We start from the raw sequence: 16,674 nt of genomic DNA on the forward strand, positions 1-16,674 counted from the left end.
ACGCGAGCGATCTCTCGTGTTTGCCCATTCTATGGCAATGCCGACCCCTGCCACCTGCCTGCGCGGAGGCACGGGTCATGGTGAAGGGGAGCACCGCACGATGACCGAAGTCAACAGCCCACCGCACCTCGGAGGGTGGACACGTTTCGTGACCGCCCGCCCCCGGCTGTCGCTGCTCGTGGCCCTGGTGCTCACCGCGCTCGCCGTGGTGGCCGGCAGCGGGGTCGCCGACCGGTTGGGCAGCGGCGGCTGGGAGGACCCGACGGCCCAGTCGACGTACGCGACCAAGGCACTGGAGCGGGAGTTCCCGGCCTCACAGCCCAACCTCCTGCTCCTCGTCGACTCCGGCAGCGCCTCGGTGGACGACCCGGCGGTCACCGCCGAGGCCGACCGGCTCACCGCCCGGCTGACCGGCGAGCAGGGCGTCATAGGCGTCGGCTCCTACTGGCAGACCAAATCCCCCGCCCTGCGCGCGAAGGACGGACACGAGGCACTGATCGCCGCCCACCTCACGGGCGACGAGAAGACGACGACCGACACCCTGGACCGCATCGCGCCCGCCCTTCGCGGCACCCACGGCCCGGTGCGGGTCAAGGTCGGCGGCATCGTCGCCGTCCGCCACGAGATGCAGACGACCATCAAGGAGGACCTGGCCCGCGCCGAGATGATCGCCCTGCCGGTGACCCTCCTGCTGCTGGTGATGGTCTTCGGCTCCGCGATCGCCGCCCTGCTGCCCCTGGGCATCGGCATCGTCGCGATCCTCGGGACGAACGCGGTGCTGCGCGGCCTCACCGAGTTCACCGACGTCTCGGTCTTCGCGATGAACCTCACCACGGCCCTCGGCCTAGGACTGGCCATCGACTACGCCCTGTTCATCGTCCGCCGCTTCCGCGAGGAACTGTCCACCGGCGCCGAGCCGTTGCCCGCCATCGCCACCACCCTGCGCACGGCCGGCCGCACAGTGCTCTTCTCCGCCCTCACGGTCGCGGTGTCCCTGGCCGCGATGCTCGTCTTCCCGATGTACTTCCTGCGCTCCTTCGCCTACGCGGGCATCGCCGTGGTGCTCCTGGCGGCGGCAGCCGCCCTGATCCTGCTCCCGGCGGCACTCCTGCTGCTCGGCCACCGGGTCAACTCCCTGGATCTACGGCGCATGTTCCGCCGAGGCCGGCCCCCGCGGACATCCGGCTCCGGCGAGGAGGGCACGGCCTGGGCACGCCTGGCGACCCTCGTGATGTGCAGGGCCCCCTTCTTCGCCCTCGCCACCACAGCCGTCCTCGTCCTCCTCGGACTGCCCTTCCTGGGCGTCAAGTTCGGCACCGCCGACGACCGCCAACTGCCCTCGGGCGCCGAGGCCCACGTCGTGCAGCAGCACATCCGCGACGGCTTCCCGGGCAACCCCGGCGGCACCCTCGAAGTACTCGCCGAGGGACGGGCGACGCCGGCGCAGTACACCGCGTACCGGACCAGGATCGCCCAACTGCCCGAGGTGGTACGGGTGGACGGACCCGTGGTGCAGGGCGACTCGGCGTACTTCACGGTGCTCCCCAAGGGCGAGGCGGTCGACGCCACGGCTCAGCGCCTGGTCGGTGCCCTGCGCGCCACGGACGCCCCCTTCACGACCCAGGTGACCGGCACGGCGGCCGTCCTGGTCGACTCCAAGCACGCGATAGCGAGCCGCCTGCCCTGGGCGGCCGTCCTCATCACCGTGGTCACCCTGCTCCTGGTCTTCCTCCTGACCGGCAGCGTGGTGATCCCCCTCCAGGCGGTACTGCTCAACGCGCTCAGCCTCACCGCGATGTTCGGCGCGGTCGTCTGGGTCTTCCAGGACGGCCACCTCTCGGGCCTGCTCGGCTTCACCAGCACCGGCTCCATAGAGACGACCCTGCCCGTCCTCATGTTCTGCGTAGCCTTCGGACTCTCCATGGACTACGGCGTGTTCCTGCTCTCCCGCATCAAGGAGGAGTACGACCGCACCGGCGACCACAACCAGGCGGTCCGCCACGGCCTCCAGCGCACCGGTGGCCTCATCACGGCGGCGGCGGTGATCCTGGCGGTGGTGATGGTCGCGATCGGCACGTCCAGAGTCACCAACACCAAGATGCTGGGCCTGGGCATCGCGCTGGCGGTCCTGATGGACGCGATGATCGTACGCAGCCTGCTGGTTCCGGCGGTGATGAGGCTGACGGGGCGGGCGACTTGGTGGGCGCCGGGTCGGTTGCGGAAAGTGCATGACCGGTTCGGCCTCAGCGAAGGGGGAGAGAACCCACCTGAGGGCGCGGGGAACGGCGCGACCAGCCGCGATGTACCCGCAGACAACAACGGCGATGGGAGCCTGAATGAAAGCGGTGGTGTTCGAGCAATACGGTGACCCCGCTGAGGTGCGAGACGTACCCGACCCCACCCCCGCAGCCCACGGAGTGATCGTCAGGGTCCAGGCCACCGGCCTCTGCCGCAGCGACTGGCACGGCTGGCAGGGCCACGACCCCGACATCACACTCCCGCACGTACCGGGCCATGAACTCGCCGGTGTCATCAAGTCGGTAGGCACCCGGGTGGCCAACTGGCACCCCGGCGACCGAGTCACCGTCCCGTTCGTGTGCGCCTGCGGAACCTGCGAGGCATGCGCGGCCGGCGACCAGCAGGTCTGCGCGCGGCAGACCCAGCCCGGCTTCACGCACTGGGGCTCCTTCGCCCAGTACGTGGCACTGGACCACGCCGACGTGAACCTGGTGGCTGTCCCCGACGGAATGTCCTTCGCGACGGCGGCCTCGCTCGGCTGCCGGTTCGCGACGGCGTTCCGCGCGGTGGTGCAGCGGGGCCGGGTCGCCGCGGGGGAGTGGGTCGCGGTGCACGGCTGCGGCGGGGTCGGCCTGTCGGCGGTGATGATCGCGGCGGCCTCGGGCGCCCGTGTCGTCGCCGTCGACATCTCGCCCCAGGCGCTGGACCTGGCACGGAAGTTCGGGGCGGCGGAGTGCGTGGACGGTGCGAGCACCCCGGACACGGCGGCGGCGATCCGCGAGTTCACGGGCGGCGGCGCCCACCTCTCCCTGGACGCCCTGGGCTCACCGGAGACCTGTGCCGCCTCGGTGAACGGCCTGCGCCGCCGGGGCCGCCACATCCAGGTGGGCCTGCTCCCCTCTCCCTCCGGTACGACCCCGGTCCCGATGGCCCGCGCGATCGGCCTGGAACTCGAACTCCTCGGCAGCCACGGCATGGCGGCCCACACCTACCCGCCCATGCTGGAACTGGTCCGGTCGGGAGTACTCCGCCCCGACCTCCTGACCACGTCCACGATCACCCTGGCCGAGACCCCGGCCGCCCTCGCTGCGATGGGCACGGCACCGGGAGCGGGGGTGACGGTCATCGAGCCGTGGCGGTGAGGGCGGAGCCAGGACCGCGCCGACGCGATACCGGGCGGGTCCGAACCCGCACCGACGCGGAACCGGGCGCGCCGGGCACTCGATACCCGGACCCGGACCGCGTCACCGTGCCGGCTCCGGTCAGTCGTCCCTGCGCCCCCGGTTGCCCGGCCGGGAGGCCACCCAGGCCCGGACCGTGTCGGCGTACCAGTAGGGCTTGCCGCTCTCCACGTGGTCGGGCGGGGGCAGCAGGCCGTGCTTGCGGTAGGAGCGGACGGTGTCGGGCTGGACCCGGATGTGGGCCGCGATTTCCTTGTACGACCAGAGCCGTCGGTCGGTCATCAGTGCACCTCCCTGCGCGCGCCGCGGCGGCGGCCGGGGCCGGCCGTCGGGGGAGCCGTGCGCTGCGCTGGCGATCACAAAGCCTGTGCCCGGTCAACGACACAGAGTGAGGAACGGGAAGTGCCTGTGGACCGGGTGTGACCCAAGACCCGCGTACACGCGACATGCGTGACATGAAAGGGGCTTTTGTGACGCAAGTGACGCAAAGGCGCACGCGGGCGCGGGGGCGCGGCGCGTTGACACCTGGCGCGAAGGGCCGATGGCATCCGCGGCGAGGAAGGAAGCCCGGCGAAAAAGAGGGGCGCAGCGAAGCAGGGCGCACAGCAAGGTGGGCCGGACCCGCTGCGCCGGGCCCGGCCCACCGGCTCCCCCGCATCCCCCTCGGACCGGCCGGTCCCCGGAGGCCTGCGCGTCCCCGAGGATCAACCGGCCAGGTGGTCAGCCTGCATCAACGTGCCCGGCCGGTCTTGGAGAAATCCGCACCCCGACCGGGAGCGACCAGCAGACTCGTCGCCTCGCCCGTCATCCGGTCCCCGGCCGGCATCCCGGGCTGCGCCACCGGCGGACTCGCCCGGCCCACCGTGAACTGGCCCGGCGTGCACCCCGTCATCGCCCTGAACTCGCCGCTGAGATGCGCCTGGTCGTAGAAGCCGCAGACCGCCGCCGTCTCCGCCTGGCCGTGGCCGGCCGCGAGGAGCCGCCGGGCGCGCTGCAGCCTCAGTACGCGTGCCGCCGCCTTGGGACCGAGTCCGATCTGCTCCCGGAAGCGGTTCTCCAACTGCCGTACGCTCCAGCCCACTTCGTCGGCGAGACGGGGCACCGGCACCGCGCCCCAGTTCCGCACCAGCTCCGACCAGGCCCGCTCCACCCGCGCCGAACTCGGCGTACCGGCCGCCGACCAGCGGGTGAACACCTCGTCCAGTAGTCCGAACCGGGCGGTCCAGGTCGGCAACGCGGCGAGCGCGGCGGCCAGTTCACCGACGCCGGCCCAGCGGGAGCCGAGCGCGTGCGGAAGTTCGTCGGGGTCCACCGCCCGGTCGGCGAGCTCGTGCTGAGCCGTACCGAACAGCGTGAACGCGGCCCACGGCATCAACAGCACCTCGACCCCCGCGAGCCGCCCGCTGTGCTCACCGAGCGCGGCAGTGGTCGTAGGACCGCAGAACACGGACCCGAGCGTGGCCGGCGCCCGCCCGACCCGCGAGATCCGGACGACTCCTTCGAACCCGAGGAGCAGCGTCGCGGCCCCTATCGGCGCCTCAAGCCGGGCCCGGGGCCGCGCCAGGGCAAGCCGTATCCCGCGGTAACTGATGACGCCGGGACGGAGTCGAGGATGCGGCACCCCAAGCACGGTCTCCCAGGACCCGCCGGGCCCATGCCCGGTACGAATGCGCAAGGCAACAGACATCCACTGATAGTCCTACGGCTCTACAGCGCCCCGTAAGGGGTGCGGGGCTGTTTCGATTTGCGGCTCCGCCGCGTGGGCGCGACAAGCCGCAACGGACCCGCACCCGACGAACAACCAGTCCCGCCCCTCTCGTCCGAATGTCTGGACAAAACATTGACAGGGCTCGGGCCGCGGGACTAGAAACCGGGGAGAGCCGAAATGAAGGGGAAGTCGATGGCGTACGACCTGATCACCATGGGGCGGCTGGGGGTGGACCTCTATCCGCTGCAGACGGGCGTGCCGCTGCCCCAGGTGACGACCTTCGGGAAGTTCCTCGGAGGCTCGGCCGCGAACGTCGCCGTCGCCGCCGCCCGGCTCGGCCGTGAGGTCGCCCTGGTCTCGCGCACCGGCGACGACCCCTTCGGCACCTACCTGCACGAGGCGCTGCGCGACTTCGGTGTCGACGACCGCTGGGTCACCCCGGTCCCCGGCCTGCCGACCCCGGTCACCTTCTGCGAGATCTTCCCGCCGGACGACTTCCCGCTGTACTTCTACCGGCAGCCCAAGGCCCCGGACCTGGAGATCGACGCCCACGAGCTCGACCTGGACGCGATCCGCGAGGCCCGGATCTTCTGGATCACCGGCACGGGCCTGAGCGAGGAACCCAGCCGCACGGCGACGCTCGCGGCCCTCGCGCATCGCGCCAAGTCCGGTACGACGGTCTTCGACCTCGACTGGCGGCCGATGTTCTGGAAGGACCCGAGCGCGGCCCGCCCCTTCTACGAGGAGGCCCTGCGTCACACCACCGTCGCGGTCGGCAATCTCGACGAGGTGGAGGTCGCCACCGGAGTGCGCGAGCCGCACGCCGCCGCCCGCGCGCTGCTGGACGCCGGTGTCGAACTCGCCGTAGTCAAACAGGGCCCCAAGGGCGTCCTCGCGGTCAACCGGGACGGCGAGTCGGCCGAGGTGCCCCCGCTGCCCGTGAACGTGCTCAACGGACTCGGCGCCGGTGACGCCTTCGGCGGCTCGCTCTGCCACGGACTGCTGGCCGGCTGGGACCTGGAGAAGATCATGCGGCACGCCAACGCGGCCGGGGCGATCGTCGCCTCGCGCCTGGAGTGCTCGTCCGCGATGCCCACGGTCGCCGAGGTCGAGGGCGCGATCGCCGCCGGAGCGGTGCTGTGAGGGCCGGCCGCGTGGCGGGTGCCGAGCACGAGCACGGACGCGAGGGCGGGGACGGAAACAGGGACGGGAGCGGCGTGACGCACGCGCATGGGGACCACGAGGGCGGCGACGGTGTCACCGGTCACGACTCCGGCACCGGCCCCCGCGTGGACATCTCCGAACTGGTCCGCGTCCGCGCCCGCCACCCCGAGGCGATCGCCGAGGCCGCCGCCCGGCGCGTCCGCCGGCCCCTGCTCAACGACGCCGGCCGGCTGATGATCGTCGCCGCCGACCACCCGGCCCGCGGCGCGCTCGGCGTCGGTGACCGCAAGTTCGCCATGGCCAACCGCGCCGAACTGCTCGAACGCCTCTGCCTGGCGCTGTCCCGGCCCGGCGTCGACGGTGTCCTCGCGACCGCCGACATCCTGGACGACCTGCTCCTCCTCGGCGCCCTCGACGGCAAGGTCGTCATGGGCTCGATGAACCGCGGCGGCCTCCAGGGCGCCAGTTTCGAACTCGACGACCGCTTCACCGGCCACCGCGCCGAGGACATCGAGCGGCTCCGCTTCGACGCCGGCAAACTGCTGCTGCGCATCGACTACGACGACCCGGGCTCCCTCACCACCCTGGAGTCCACCGCCCGCGCCATCGACGACATGGCCGCCCGTCGACTCCCGCTGTTCGTCGAGCCGTTCATCAGCCGCCGCACCGACGAGGGCAGGCTGAAGAACGATCTCTCCGCCGAGGCCGTCATCAAGTCCATCGCCATCTCCTCGGGCCTCGGCGGCACTTCGGCCTACACCTGGCTCAAGCTCCCGGTCACCGAGAACCCGGACGACATGGCCCAGGTCATGGAGACCTCCACGCTCCCCGCCGTCCTCCTCGGCGGCGAGGTCGGCGACGACCAGGACGGCGCCTACGAGAAGTGGCGCGGCGCCCTCCAGCTCCCCACCGTGCGGGGCCTGGTGGTCGGCCGTTCACTGCTCTATCCGCCGGACGGAGATGTAGCCGCCGCCGTCGACACCGCCGTTGGTCTGCTGTGAGGGCCGGCTTGTGACGGCCGCCGGTGACGGGCAGCGGATCGTGCTTCCGCTCAGCGGTGGATGTACCGTGCGAATTACGGACCAAAAGGTCCAACTCCCGGGCGAGGACAGTGTGTTCGCCCGGGCACAGAACGCCTCCGGCGCGGGAGACCGCTTCGCCCTGGCAGGAGCGAAGTGCGAGCGACGACTCCCCGCTTGCTACGGCCCCGCGCCGGAGGTCTCCAACACGGCCGATCACCCTGCGTGCTGGAGCATGCGCACTGAGGTTCCCGGCCCCGGGCATCGAGTCGGACGGGGTCGCGGAGCCGTACCGGAGTTGCGGATCAGCTTGCACCCGGACCACACGGAGGAACACCGATGACCTCAACGACGAGGCTCACGGTCGCACAGGCGCTCGTACGCTTCCTGTCCGCCCAGTACACCGAACGCGACGGCGTACGGCGGCGGTTGATCAGTGCGACCTGGGGCATCTTCGGCCACGGCAACGTGGCCGGGCTCGGCCAGGCGCTCATCGACTACGCCACCGTGCCCGGCGGGGGGACACCGCCCGCGGCACCGGTCATGCCGTACCACCAGGGCCGTAACGAACAGTCCATGGTGCACGCGGCGGTCGGCTACGCGCGGCAGTCGAACCGGCTGTCCGCGCACGCCGTCACGACCTCCATCGGCCCCGGGGCCACCAACCTCGTCACCGGCGCCGCGCTCGCCACGATCAACCACCTCCCGGTCCTGCTCCTCCCCGGCGACACCTTCGCCACCCGGGTCGCCGACCCGGTGCTCCAGCAGCTCGAAGTCCCGTACGCGGGCGATGTGTCGGTCAACGACTGCCTGCGCCCGGTGTCGAGGTACTTCGACCGGATCACCCGCCCGGAAGCGCTGATCCCCGCCGCCCTGAACGCCATGCGCGTGCTCACCGACCCCGTCGAGACCGGGGCCGTGACTCTCGCTCTTCCGCAGGACGTTCAGGCCGAGGCGCACGACTGGCCGGAGGAGTTCTTCGCCGAACGCACCTGGTACGTAAGGCGACCGGCCGCCGATCCGGCCGAACTCGCCGCGGCCGTAAGGGCGATCCGGGCCGCCGAGCGCCCACTGGTCGTCGCGGGCGGCGGAGTCCACCACAGCCGGGCCGAGGCCGCCCTCGCGGAGTTCGCCGCCGCCACCGGCATCCCGGTCGCCTCCACCCAGGCCGGCAAGGGCTCCCTGAACCACGACCACCCGCAGGACGTCGGCGGCATCGGCCACACCGGCACCGCCACCGCCGACGAACTCGCCCGCCTGGCCGACCTGGTGATCGGTGTCGGCACCCGCTACACCGACTTCACCACCGCCTCCCACACCCTCTTCGAACGCCCGGGCGTCCGCTTCCTCAACCTCAACATCGCCCCGTACGACGGCCACAAGCTCGCCGGACAGCCGCTGATAGCCGATGCCCGTGGCGGACTGGCCGCGCTGGCAAAGGAGTTGGGCCGCCACGGTCACCGGGTCGACGCGTCGTACATCGCCGAGTACCGCGAGGACAAGGAGCGTTGGGAGCAGCGCGTCGACGCCTGCTACGAGGCCGACGAGCCCGACGTACGACCCACGCAGCCCCAAGTCCTGGGCGCGCTCGACGAGATCGTCGACGAGTCGGACATCCTCGTCAACGCGGCCGGCTCGCTCCCCGGCGATCTGCACAAGCTGTGGCGGACGCGGTCGTTGGACCAGTACCACCTGGAGTACGGCTACTCCTGCATGGGCTACGAGATCCCGGCCGCGATCGGTGTGAAGCTGGCCGCGCCGGACCGGCCGGTGTGGGCGCTGGTCGGCGACGGCACCTATCTGATGATGCCGACGGAGATCGTGACCGCCGTACAGGAAGGCATCGCGATCAAGGTGCTGCTGATACAGAACCACGGGTACGCGTCCATAGGCGGCCTGTCCGAGTCGGTGGGCGCCGAGCGGTTCGGCACCGCCTACCGCCACCGGGCCGACGACGGCACCTACACCGGCGCCCCGCTGCCCGTCGACCTCGCCGCCAACGCGGCCAGCCTCGGCATGCGCGTGCTGCGCGCGAAGACCGTCCGTGACCTGCGTACGGCGCTCGCCGAGGCGAGGGCCGCGGACACTCCCACTTGTGTCTACGTGGAGACCGAAACCGCAGACACTGTGTCGGGCGCGCCTCCGGCGCAGGCCTGGTGGGATGTTCCTGTGGCCGAGACCGCGGCCCGATCGTCCGCGGTCAAGGCACGTGAGCTGTACGAACGGCACGTCACCACCCGACGCCGCCATCTGTGAAGGAGCAACTGGGCATGACGAAGATCGTCAACCACTGGATCGGCGGCAAGACCGTCGAAGGCGCGTCGGGGAACTTCGGGCCGGTCACCGACCCGGCGACCGGCGCGGTCACCACGAAGGTCGCGTTCGCGTCGGTCGAGGAGGTCGACGCGGCGGTCGCCGCCGCCAAGGACGCCTACACGACCTGGGGCACGTCCTCGCTCGCCAAGCGGACCACGATCCTCTTCAAGTTCCGGGCGCTGCTTGAGGCCAACCGGGACGCCATCGCCGAGCTGATCACCGCCGAGCACGGCAAGGTGCACAGCGACGCGCTGGGCGAGGTCGCGCGCGGGCTGGAGATCGTCGACCTGGCGTGCGGGATCACCGTGCAGCTCAAGGGCGAACTGTCGACCGAGGTCGCCAGCCGCGTCGACGTGGCGTCGATCCGCCAGCCGCTGGGTGTCGTGGCCGGCATCACCCCGTTCAACTTCCCCGCCATGGTGCCGATGTGGATGTTCCCGATCGCCGTCGCGACCGGCAACACCTTCGTGCTCAAGCCGTCCGAGAAGGACCCGTCGGCGTCCCTGAAGATCGCCGAACTCCTCGCCGAGGCGGGCCTCCCGGACGGCGTCTTCAACGTCGTCCACGGCGACAAGGTGGCCGTCGACCGCCTCCTGGAGCACCCGGACGTCAAGGCGGTCTCCTTCGTGGGCTCCACGCCCATCGCCCGCTACATCCACACCACGGCCTCCGCGAACGGCAAGCGCGTCCAGGCCCTGGGCGGCGCCAAGAACCACATGCTGGTCCTGCCCGACGCCGACCTGGACGCGGCGGCCGACGCGGCCGTGTCCGCCGCCTACGGCTCGGCGGGCGAGCGCTGCATGGCCATCTCCGCCGTGGTCGCGGTCGGCTCCATCGGCGACGAGCTGGTGGAGAAGATCCGCGAGCGCGCCGAGAAGATCAAGATCGGCCCCGGCAACGACCCGACGAGCGAGATGGGCCCGCTGATCACGAAGGTCCACCGCGACAAGGTGGCCTCCTACGTCACCGGCGCGGCGGCCGAAGGCGCGGAGGTCGTCCTCGACGGCACCGGCTACACGGTCGAGGGCTTCGAGGACGGCCACTGGATCGGCATCTCGCTCCTCGACAAGGTGCCGACGTCGGCGAAGGCCTACACGGACGAGATCTTCGGCCCGGTCCTGTGCGTCCTGCGCGTGGACACCTACGACGAGGGCGTGGCCCTCATCAACAGCTCCCCCTTCGGCAACGGCACCGCGATCTTCACCCGCGACGGCGGCGCCGCCCGCCGCTTCCAGCTGGAGATCGAGGCCGGCATGGTCGGCGTCAACGTCCCGATCCCGGTCCCCGTCGGCTACCACAGCTTCGGCGGCTGGAAGGACTCCCTCTTCGGGGACCACCACATCTACGGCAACGACGGCACGCACTTCTACACCCGCGGCAAGGTCGTCACCACCCGCTGGCCCGACCCGGCCGACGCCCCCACCGGCGTCGACCTCGGGTTCCCCCGCAACCACTGATCCCGACTGATCGGGGCCGTCCGTATCGCGGACGGCCCCGTTTTTTCGCCTACGACGGCTGCGGTTCCCGTAGGAACCCGAACCGGGGCCAGCACTGCCTCAAGCGGTCGATTACGGAACTCTCGGCAGCCTGGATCAACGAATTCCGTAGGTGAACACCCATTGACGTGATGGTTTCCGTCAATGTTCCATCAGCGCGTGACCGACACCCTCCCCACCGCCGAAGCCGCCGTCTCCGAGGCGACGGCGGACAGCCCCCAGCGCCCGCGGCAGCTGAAGCGTTCCATCGGCATCGTCGGAGGCACGCTCCTGACGCTCTCGTGCGTGACGCCGGCCTCCACGCTCTTCGTGGTCGTCCCCGACCTGTTCGGCTCGCTCGGCACCGCGACCGCCCTCACGATCGCGATCGGCTCGGTGCTCTGCATCGCGGTGGCGTTCTGCTACTCGGAGCTGGGCACCCTCATCCCCAGCGCGGGCGGCGAGTACGCGATGGTGTCGACGCTGGCGGGCCGCCTGGCGGGCTGGCTGGTCTTCGTCCTCTCGCTCCTCGTCGTGATGATCGTCCCCCCGGTGATAGCGATGGGCACGGCGGACTACCTGACCCCGATCGTCCACCTGAACCCGTCGATGACCGGCGCGGGCGTGATGCTCCTGGCCACGCTGGCCGGCCTGCTGGACTTGAGGGCCAACGCCTGGATCACGGGCATCTTCCTGGTCCTGGAGGTCATAGCGGCAGGAGTGGTGGCGCTGCTCGGCTTCACGCACAGCCACCGCGGCCTCGGCAGCCTCACCTCGATGCAGGTCGCGGGCACCGGTGGCCACACGGACACGGTGACGGCGATGCTCGTGGTCTCCGGCCTGGCGATCGCCCTCTTCGTCACCCAGGGCTTCTCGACGGCGGTCTACCTCTCCGAGGAACTGGAGAACCCGCGCCGCAACGTCGCCCGCACGGTCCTCGCCACCCTCGCGATCTCCACGGTGATCATCCTGGTCCCGGTGGTCGCCATCACCATGGGCGCGTCCGACCTCCCGGAGCTGACCGGCGGCGACATCAGCAGCATGGTCACCGCCTGGTCCAACTCCGCGGTCGGCACCTTCGTCAGCCTCTGCGTAGCCCTCGCGATCATCAACGCGGGCATCGTCATGGTCATCCAGAACTCCCGCGTCCTCTTCGCCTCCGCCCGCGACAAGGCGTGGCCCGCCCCGGTCAACACGGTTTTCGCCAAGCTCGGCCGCTTCGGCTCCCCCTGGGTGGCCACCCTGGCCGTGGGCATCCCCGGAGCAGTTCTCTGCTTCGTCAACCTGGACACGCTGTACGGCGTGACGGGTGTGTCGGTGACGGGCATGTACCTGCTGGTAGCGGTGGCCGCGCTCCTGTCCCGACGCGGCTCGCACCGCCACACGCACGCGTGGCGCATGCCACTGTGGCCCGCAATGCCGATCCTCCTGATCGCGGTCCTGGCGTACATCCTCACCCAGCAGGAGACGAGCTACCTGCTGTGGACAGGGGGCATAGTCGCTGCGGCCACCCTCTACTGGGCGTTCTATCTGCGCCCGCGCAGCGAGACCCGCTGGCTGATCTCACTCCCTGAGGAGGACTAGGCCCCGAACGGGCGAGTCCTCCTCAGGGGCGCGGGGAACTGCGCGCCCGGCCCCCACGCACCCGCACCCGGCAAACCGCACAAGCCCCCCGAGGTAGAAGCCGTACACCAACCGCGGTACACCCCTCACCCCCGGTTCACCCCAGGGTCGCCCCCAACTGTCAGAGACGCCCCGTACCGTTGACGACATGGATCTTCGCCCGCAGCTACGACGCCCACGGCGCTGGCTCGCCGCCACGGCCGCCGTAGCCGTGCTCGCCGCCGCCGGCACCTGGACGGCCGCAGCCTCCGACAAAGCACCGGAGGTACACCGCGCCGACCGCGTGATGGCCGTGGACGGGGTCAAGCTCGACACCTCGTACTTCACCGCCGGAGGCACCGGCACCGGCCGCCGCCCCGCCGTCCTCCTCGCGCACGGCTTCGGCGGCAGCAAGGACGATGTACGGAAGCAGGCCGAGGGCCTGGCCAGAGACGGGTACGCCGTCCTCACCTGGTCCGCGCGCGGCTTCGGGAAGTCGACCGGCAAGATCGGCCTGAACGACCCGGACGGCGAGGTCAAGGACGTCTCCAAGCTGATCGACTGGCTGGCGAAGCAGCCGGACGTCCAGCTCGACAAGCCCGGCGACCCGCGCGTCGGCGTGGCGGGCGGTTCCTACGGCGGAGCGATCTCCCTGCTCGCCGCCGGTTACGACGACCGCGTGGACGCCATCGCCCCGGCGATCACCTACTGGAACCTCGCCGACGCCCTGTTCCCGAACGGCGTCTTCAAGAAGCTCTGGGCGAGCATCTTCATCAACTCCGGTGGCGGCTGCGCCAATTTCGAGCCCCAGTTGTGCGCGATGTACGACCGGGTCGCCGAGTCCGGGAAACCGGACGCCGCGGCACGGGCCCTCCTGGACGAACGCTCCCCGTCCGCCGTCGCCACGCACATCAACGTGCCGACCCTTCTGCTCCAGGGCCAGACCGACTCCCTCTTCCCGCTCGGCCAGGCCGACGCCGCCGCGAAGGCGATCCGCGCCAACGGCGCCCCCGTGGACGTCGACTGGATCGCGGGCGGCCATGACGGCGGCGACATGGAGACGAGCCGCGTCCAGGCACGCGTGACCTCGTGGTTCGGCCGGTACCTGAAGGACGACAAGAACACCGACACCGGCCCGGCCTTCCGTGTCACCCGCACCGGAGGCGTCGACTCCACGGACGGCGCCGCCCAGCTGCGCGGCGCGAGCGGCAGTGCCTACCCAGGCCTGGAGAGCGACCCGCGCGCGTTCGCCCTGACCGGCCGCCGCGAGCAGTCCTTCACCAACCCGGCCGGAGCCAGCCCGCCCGCGATCTCCGCCCTGCCCGGCCTCGGCAGCACCGGCGGCCTCTCGCAGCTGTCCTCCCTGGGCATCGGAATCTCCCTCGACTTCCCCGGCCAGTACGCGGCGTTCGACTCCAAGCCCCTCACCGAGGGCCTGCGCATCACCGGATCGCCCACGGTCACCGTCCATGTCAGGTCGACGAGCGACGACGCCGTCCTCTTCGGCAAGGTCTACGACGTCGGCCCGGGCGGCACCCAACAGGTGCTCCCCTCCCAGCTGGTGACCCCCCTCAGGGTCGAGGGCGCCAAGGCGGGCAAGGACGTCACGATCACCCTCCCGGCCATCGACTACGACGTCCAGAGCGGCCACCACCTGCGCCTGGTCCTCGCCTCGACGGACCTCGCGTACTCCTCCCCGACGGCCCCGGCGACGTACACCGTCACCCTGAAGAGCGACCTCAAGGTGCCGACGGCCCCCGGCGTCACCACCGCGGCGGCGACCCTGCCGTCCTGGGTGTGGTGGCTGCCGCTCGCCGGTGCCGTGATCGCACTGGCGCTGCTGCTGACCGGACGCCGCCGCACCTCCGCGACACCCCCCGACCCCGAGCTGGCCGAAGTCCCGCTCCAGATCACCGACTTGAGCAAGCGGTACGCGAAGTCGGCTGACCGGTACGCGGTCCGGGAGCTGTCCTTCCGCGTGGAGAAGGGCCAGGTGCTCGGCCTGCTGGGTCCGAACGGCGCGGGCAAGACGACCACCCTGCGCATGCTGATGGGCCTGATCAAACCGGACGACGGCGAGATCAGGGTCTTCGGTCACGCGATCCGCCCGGGCGCCCCGGTGCTGTCCCGGGTCGGCGCCTTCGTCGAGGGTGCCGGTTTCCTCCCGCACCTCTCCGGCCGCGAGAACCTGGAGCTGTACTGGCAGGCGACCGGACGGCCCCCGGAGGACGCCCACCTGGAAGAGGCTCTGGAGATCGCGGGCCTCGGCGACGCGCTCGCCCGCGCGGTGCGCACCTACTCCCAGGGCATGCGCCAGCGCCTGGCCATCGCCCAGGCCATGCTGGGCCTCCCCGACCTCCTCATCCTCGACGAACCGACGAACGGTCTCGACCCGCCACAGATCCGCGAGATGCGCGAGGTGATGATCCGCTACGCGGAGGCCGGCCGTACGGTCATCGTCTCCAGCCACCTTCTCGCGGAGGTCGAGCAGTCCTGCACCCACCTCGTGGTCATGGACCGCGGCCGACTCGTCCAGGCGGGCCCGGTCGCAGAGATCATCGGCTCCGGCGACACCCTCCTCGTCGGCCTGGCCGCCGACATCCCCGACCCCCTGGTGGAGAAGATCGCGGCCCTGCCGGACGTCGACTCGGTGACCCGCGCGGAGGGTGGCCTGCTGCTGCGGCTGGCGCCCGACGCCGGTCCGGCCCCTGTCGAGCCTCTGGTGGCCGCCAACTCCACGGTGGACGGAGCCGGTTCGGCCACCGCCGTCGCCACGGTAGCCGCTGCCGAGCCCGGCACCAACACCGTCGAGGCCGCCGAAGCCGCGCTCGACACACCGGCGTCCCCGCCCTCCACCCACGGCTCCGCCACGGCCGCCCGACTCCTCGTCGAACTCGTACGGCTCGAAGTCCCCGTCTCCTCGGTCGGCCCCCACCGCCGGCTCGAAGACGCCTTCCTCACCCTGATCGGAGGTTCCGCATGAGCACGCTCGCCGAGCCCGTAGAGGTGGCCTCCGGCTACCGAGCGGGCCGCACACTGCCCCTGAGGGTCGAGCTGGTCCGGCAGTTGAAGCGGCGCCGCACCCTGGTCATGGGCGGCATCCTCGCCGCGCTGCCCTTCGTCCTGGTGGCCGCCTTCGCGATCGGCGGCACCCCGGGCGGGCGCAACTCCCAGGTGACCCTGATGGACACGGCCACCGCGTCCGGCGCCAACTTCGCCGCGGTGAACCTGTTCGTGTCGGCGGGCTTCCTGCTGGTCGTCCCGGTCGCCCTGTTCTGCGGGGACACGGTCGCCTCGGAGGCCAGCTGGTCGTCCCTGCGCTATCTTCTGGCGGCACCCGTGCCCCGGGCCCGCCTCCTTTGGTCCAAGCTGGTCGTCGGACTGAGCCTCAGCCTCGGCGCGATGTTCCTGCTCCCGCTCGTCGCACTGGCCGTCGGGACCGCCGCCTACGGCTGGGGCCCACTGGAGCTGCCCACCGGCGGCACGATCGGCTCGGGCACGGCCGCCCAACGCCTGCTCGTGGTGGTGGCGTACATCTTCGTGTCCCAACTGGTCACCGCCGGGCTCGCGTTCTGGCTCTCGACCAAGACCGACGCACCCCTGGGCGCGGTCGGCGGCGCGGTCGGCCTGACCATCGTCGGCAATGTCCTGGACGCCGTCACGGCCCTCGGCCACTGGCGCGACTTCCTGCCCGCGCACTGGCAGTTCGCCTGGGCGGACGCCGTACAGCCCCATCCCGAGTGGTCCGGCATGATCCAGGGCACGGCGGTCTCCGTTACATACGCCATCGTGCTGTTCGCCCTGGCCTTCCGGGGTTTCGCCCGCAAGGACATCGTGTCCTGAGGTCACCGGAGGATCTCCCACCGGTCTCGACGGACCTTGATCGCGACCCCTTCGAGACGCTTCCGCAACTCCCCGTAGCGCACGTTCCCGTCCCCTCCGCCGTCACAGTCGCAGAAGCCGACGTCAAC

The 16,674-nt window shown here is 71.2% G+C and carries 11 protein-coding genes and 1 pseudogene; 10 read left to right on the forward strand and 2 right to left on the reverse strand.

The window, feature by feature from the left end:
• The first annotated feature begins 100 nt into the window (after nucleotides 1–100).
• Nucleotides 101–2,368 (forward strand): MMPL family transporter, encoded by a 2,268-nt coding sequence (locus tag AB0I51_RS00740; RefSeq protein ID WP_362969980.1) that lies wholly within the window; start codon nucleotides 101–103, stop codon nucleotides 2,366–2,368.
• Complete coding sequence (locus AB0I51_RS00745; RefSeq protein ID WP_362969982.1) at nucleotides 2,337–3,380, forward strand: zinc-dependent alcohol dehydrogenase family protein; 1,044 nt, start codon at nucleotides 2,337–2,339, stop codon at nucleotides 3,378–3,380. The genes AB0I51_RS00740 and AB0I51_RS00745 overlap by 32 nt, the downstream gene beginning before the upstream one ends.
• A 120-nt stretch (nucleotides 3,381–3,500) precedes the next feature.
• Here AB0I51_RS00745 and AB0I51_RS00750 read toward each other — a convergent pair whose 3' ends face one another.
• Nucleotides 3,501–3,701: a MerR family transcriptional regulator gene (locus AB0I51_RS00750; protein WP_019065707.1), complete on the reverse strand. Its 201-nt coding sequence runs from the start codon at nucleotides 3,699–3,701 to the stop codon at nucleotides 3,501–3,503.
• A 448-nt stretch (nucleotides 3,702–4,149) separates the two neighbouring features.
• Nucleotides 4,150–4,983 (reverse strand): helix-turn-helix domain-containing protein, encoded by an 834-nt coding sequence (locus AB0I51_RS00755; protein WP_362971099.1) that lies wholly within the window; start codon nucleotides 4,981–4,983, stop codon nucleotides 4,150–4,152.
• Between the two features lie 336 nt (nucleotides 4,984–5,319).
• On the opposite strand from AB0I51_RS00755, the gene iolC reads away from it, so the two are divergent.
• From iolC to AB0I51_RS00795, 8 genes and pseudogenes are all read left to right on the forward strand, one after another.
• On the forward strand, nucleotides 5,320–6,270 hold the full coding sequence (iolC, locus tag AB0I51_RS00760) for a 5-dehydro-2-deoxygluconokinase (RefSeq protein WP_362971101.1): 951 nt from the start codon (nucleotides 5,320–5,322) through the stop codon (nucleotides 6,268–6,270).
• Nucleotides 6,271–6,416: 146 nt separating this feature from the next.
• Complete coding sequence (locus AB0I51_RS00765) at nucleotides 6,417–7,292, forward strand: deoxyribose-phosphate aldolase (protein WP_362971103.1); 876 nt, start codon at nucleotides 6,417–6,419, stop codon at nucleotides 7,290–7,292.
• Nucleotides 7,293–7,314: 22 nt separating this feature from the next.
• Nucleotides 7,315–7,512 (forward strand): annotated as a pseudogene (locus AB0I51_RS00770) (5-deoxy-glucuronate isomerase); the annotation flags it as partial.
• Nucleotides 7,513–7,649: 137 nt separating this feature from the next.
• Nucleotides 7,650–9,566 (forward strand): 3D-(3,5/4)-trihydroxycyclohexane-1,2-dione acylhydrolase (decyclizing), encoded by a 1,917-nt coding sequence (gene iolD / locus AB0I51_RS00775; RefSeq protein WP_362969984.1) that lies wholly within the window; start codon nucleotides 7,650–7,652, stop codon nucleotides 9,564–9,566.
• Nucleotides 9,567–9,580: 14 nt separating this feature from the next.
• Nucleotides 9,581–11,083 (forward strand): CoA-acylating methylmalonate-semialdehyde dehydrogenase, encoded by a 1,503-nt coding sequence (mmsA, locus tag AB0I51_RS00780; protein ID WP_362969986.1) that lies wholly within the window; start codon nucleotides 9,581–9,583, stop codon nucleotides 11,081–11,083.
• Nucleotides 11,084–11,281: 198 nt separating this feature from the next.
• On the forward strand, nucleotides 11,282–12,685 hold the full coding sequence (locus tag AB0I51_RS00785; RefSeq protein ID WP_362969988.1) for an APC family permease: 1,404 nt from the start codon (nucleotides 11,282–11,284) through the stop codon (nucleotides 12,683–12,685).
• Nucleotides 12,686–12,872: 187 nt separating this feature from the next.
• Nucleotides 12,873–15,686 carry an alpha/beta fold hydrolase gene (locus tag AB0I51_RS00790; RefSeq protein WP_362969990.1) on the forward strand — a complete coding sequence of 938 codons (2,814 nt, stop codon included), beginning with the start codon at nucleotides 12,873–12,875 and terminating at the stop codon, nucleotides 15,684–15,686.
• A complete protein-coding gene (locus AB0I51_RS00795) occupies nucleotides 15,683–16,546 on the forward strand; it encodes an ABC transporter permease (RefSeq protein WP_362969992.1) in 864 nt (287 codons plus the stop codon). The genes AB0I51_RS00790 and AB0I51_RS00795 overlap by 4 nt, the downstream gene beginning before the upstream one ends.
• The last annotated feature ends 128 nt before the right edge of the window (nucleotides 16,547–16,674 follow it).

Source organism: Streptomyces sp. NPDC050549 (assembly GCF_040655035.1).
Taxonomy (GTDB): Bacteria; Actinomycetota; Actinomycetes; order Streptomycetales; family Streptomycetaceae; genus Streptomyces.

Excerpts from the sequence above, each read along its gene's own strand:
- AB0I51_RS00740 (WP_362969980.1), top strand. The coding sequence starts at position 101 with ATGACCGAAGTCAACAGCCCACCGCACCTCGGAGGGTGGACACGTTTC.
- AB0I51_RS00745 (WP_362969982.1), top strand. The coding sequence starts at position 2,337 with ATGAAAGCGGTGGTGTTCGAGCAATACGGTGACCCCGCTGAGGTGCGA.
- AB0I51_RS00750 (WP_019065707.1), bottom strand. The coding sequence starts at position 3,701 with ATGACCGACCGACGGCTCTGGTCGTACAAGGAAATCGCGGCCCACATC.
- iolC (WP_362971101.1), top strand. The coding sequence starts at position 5,320 with ATGGCGTACGACCTGATCACCATGGGGCGGCTGGGGGTGGACCTCTAT.
- iolD (WP_362969984.1), top strand. The coding sequence starts at position 7,650 with ATGACCTCAACGACGAGGCTCACGGTCGCACAGGCGCTCGTACGCTTC.
- mmsA (WP_362969986.1), top strand. The coding sequence starts at position 9,581 with ATGACGAAGATCGTCAACCACTGGATCGGCGGCAAGACCGTCGAAGGC.
- AB0I51_RS00790 (WP_362969990.1), top strand. The coding sequence starts at position 12,873 with ATGGATCTTCGCCCGCAGCTACGACGCCCACGGCGCTGGCTCGCCGCC.
- AB0I51_RS00795 (WP_362969992.1), top strand. The coding sequence starts at position 15,683 with ATGAGCACGCTCGCCGAGCCCGTAGAGGTGGCCTCCGGCTACCGAGCG.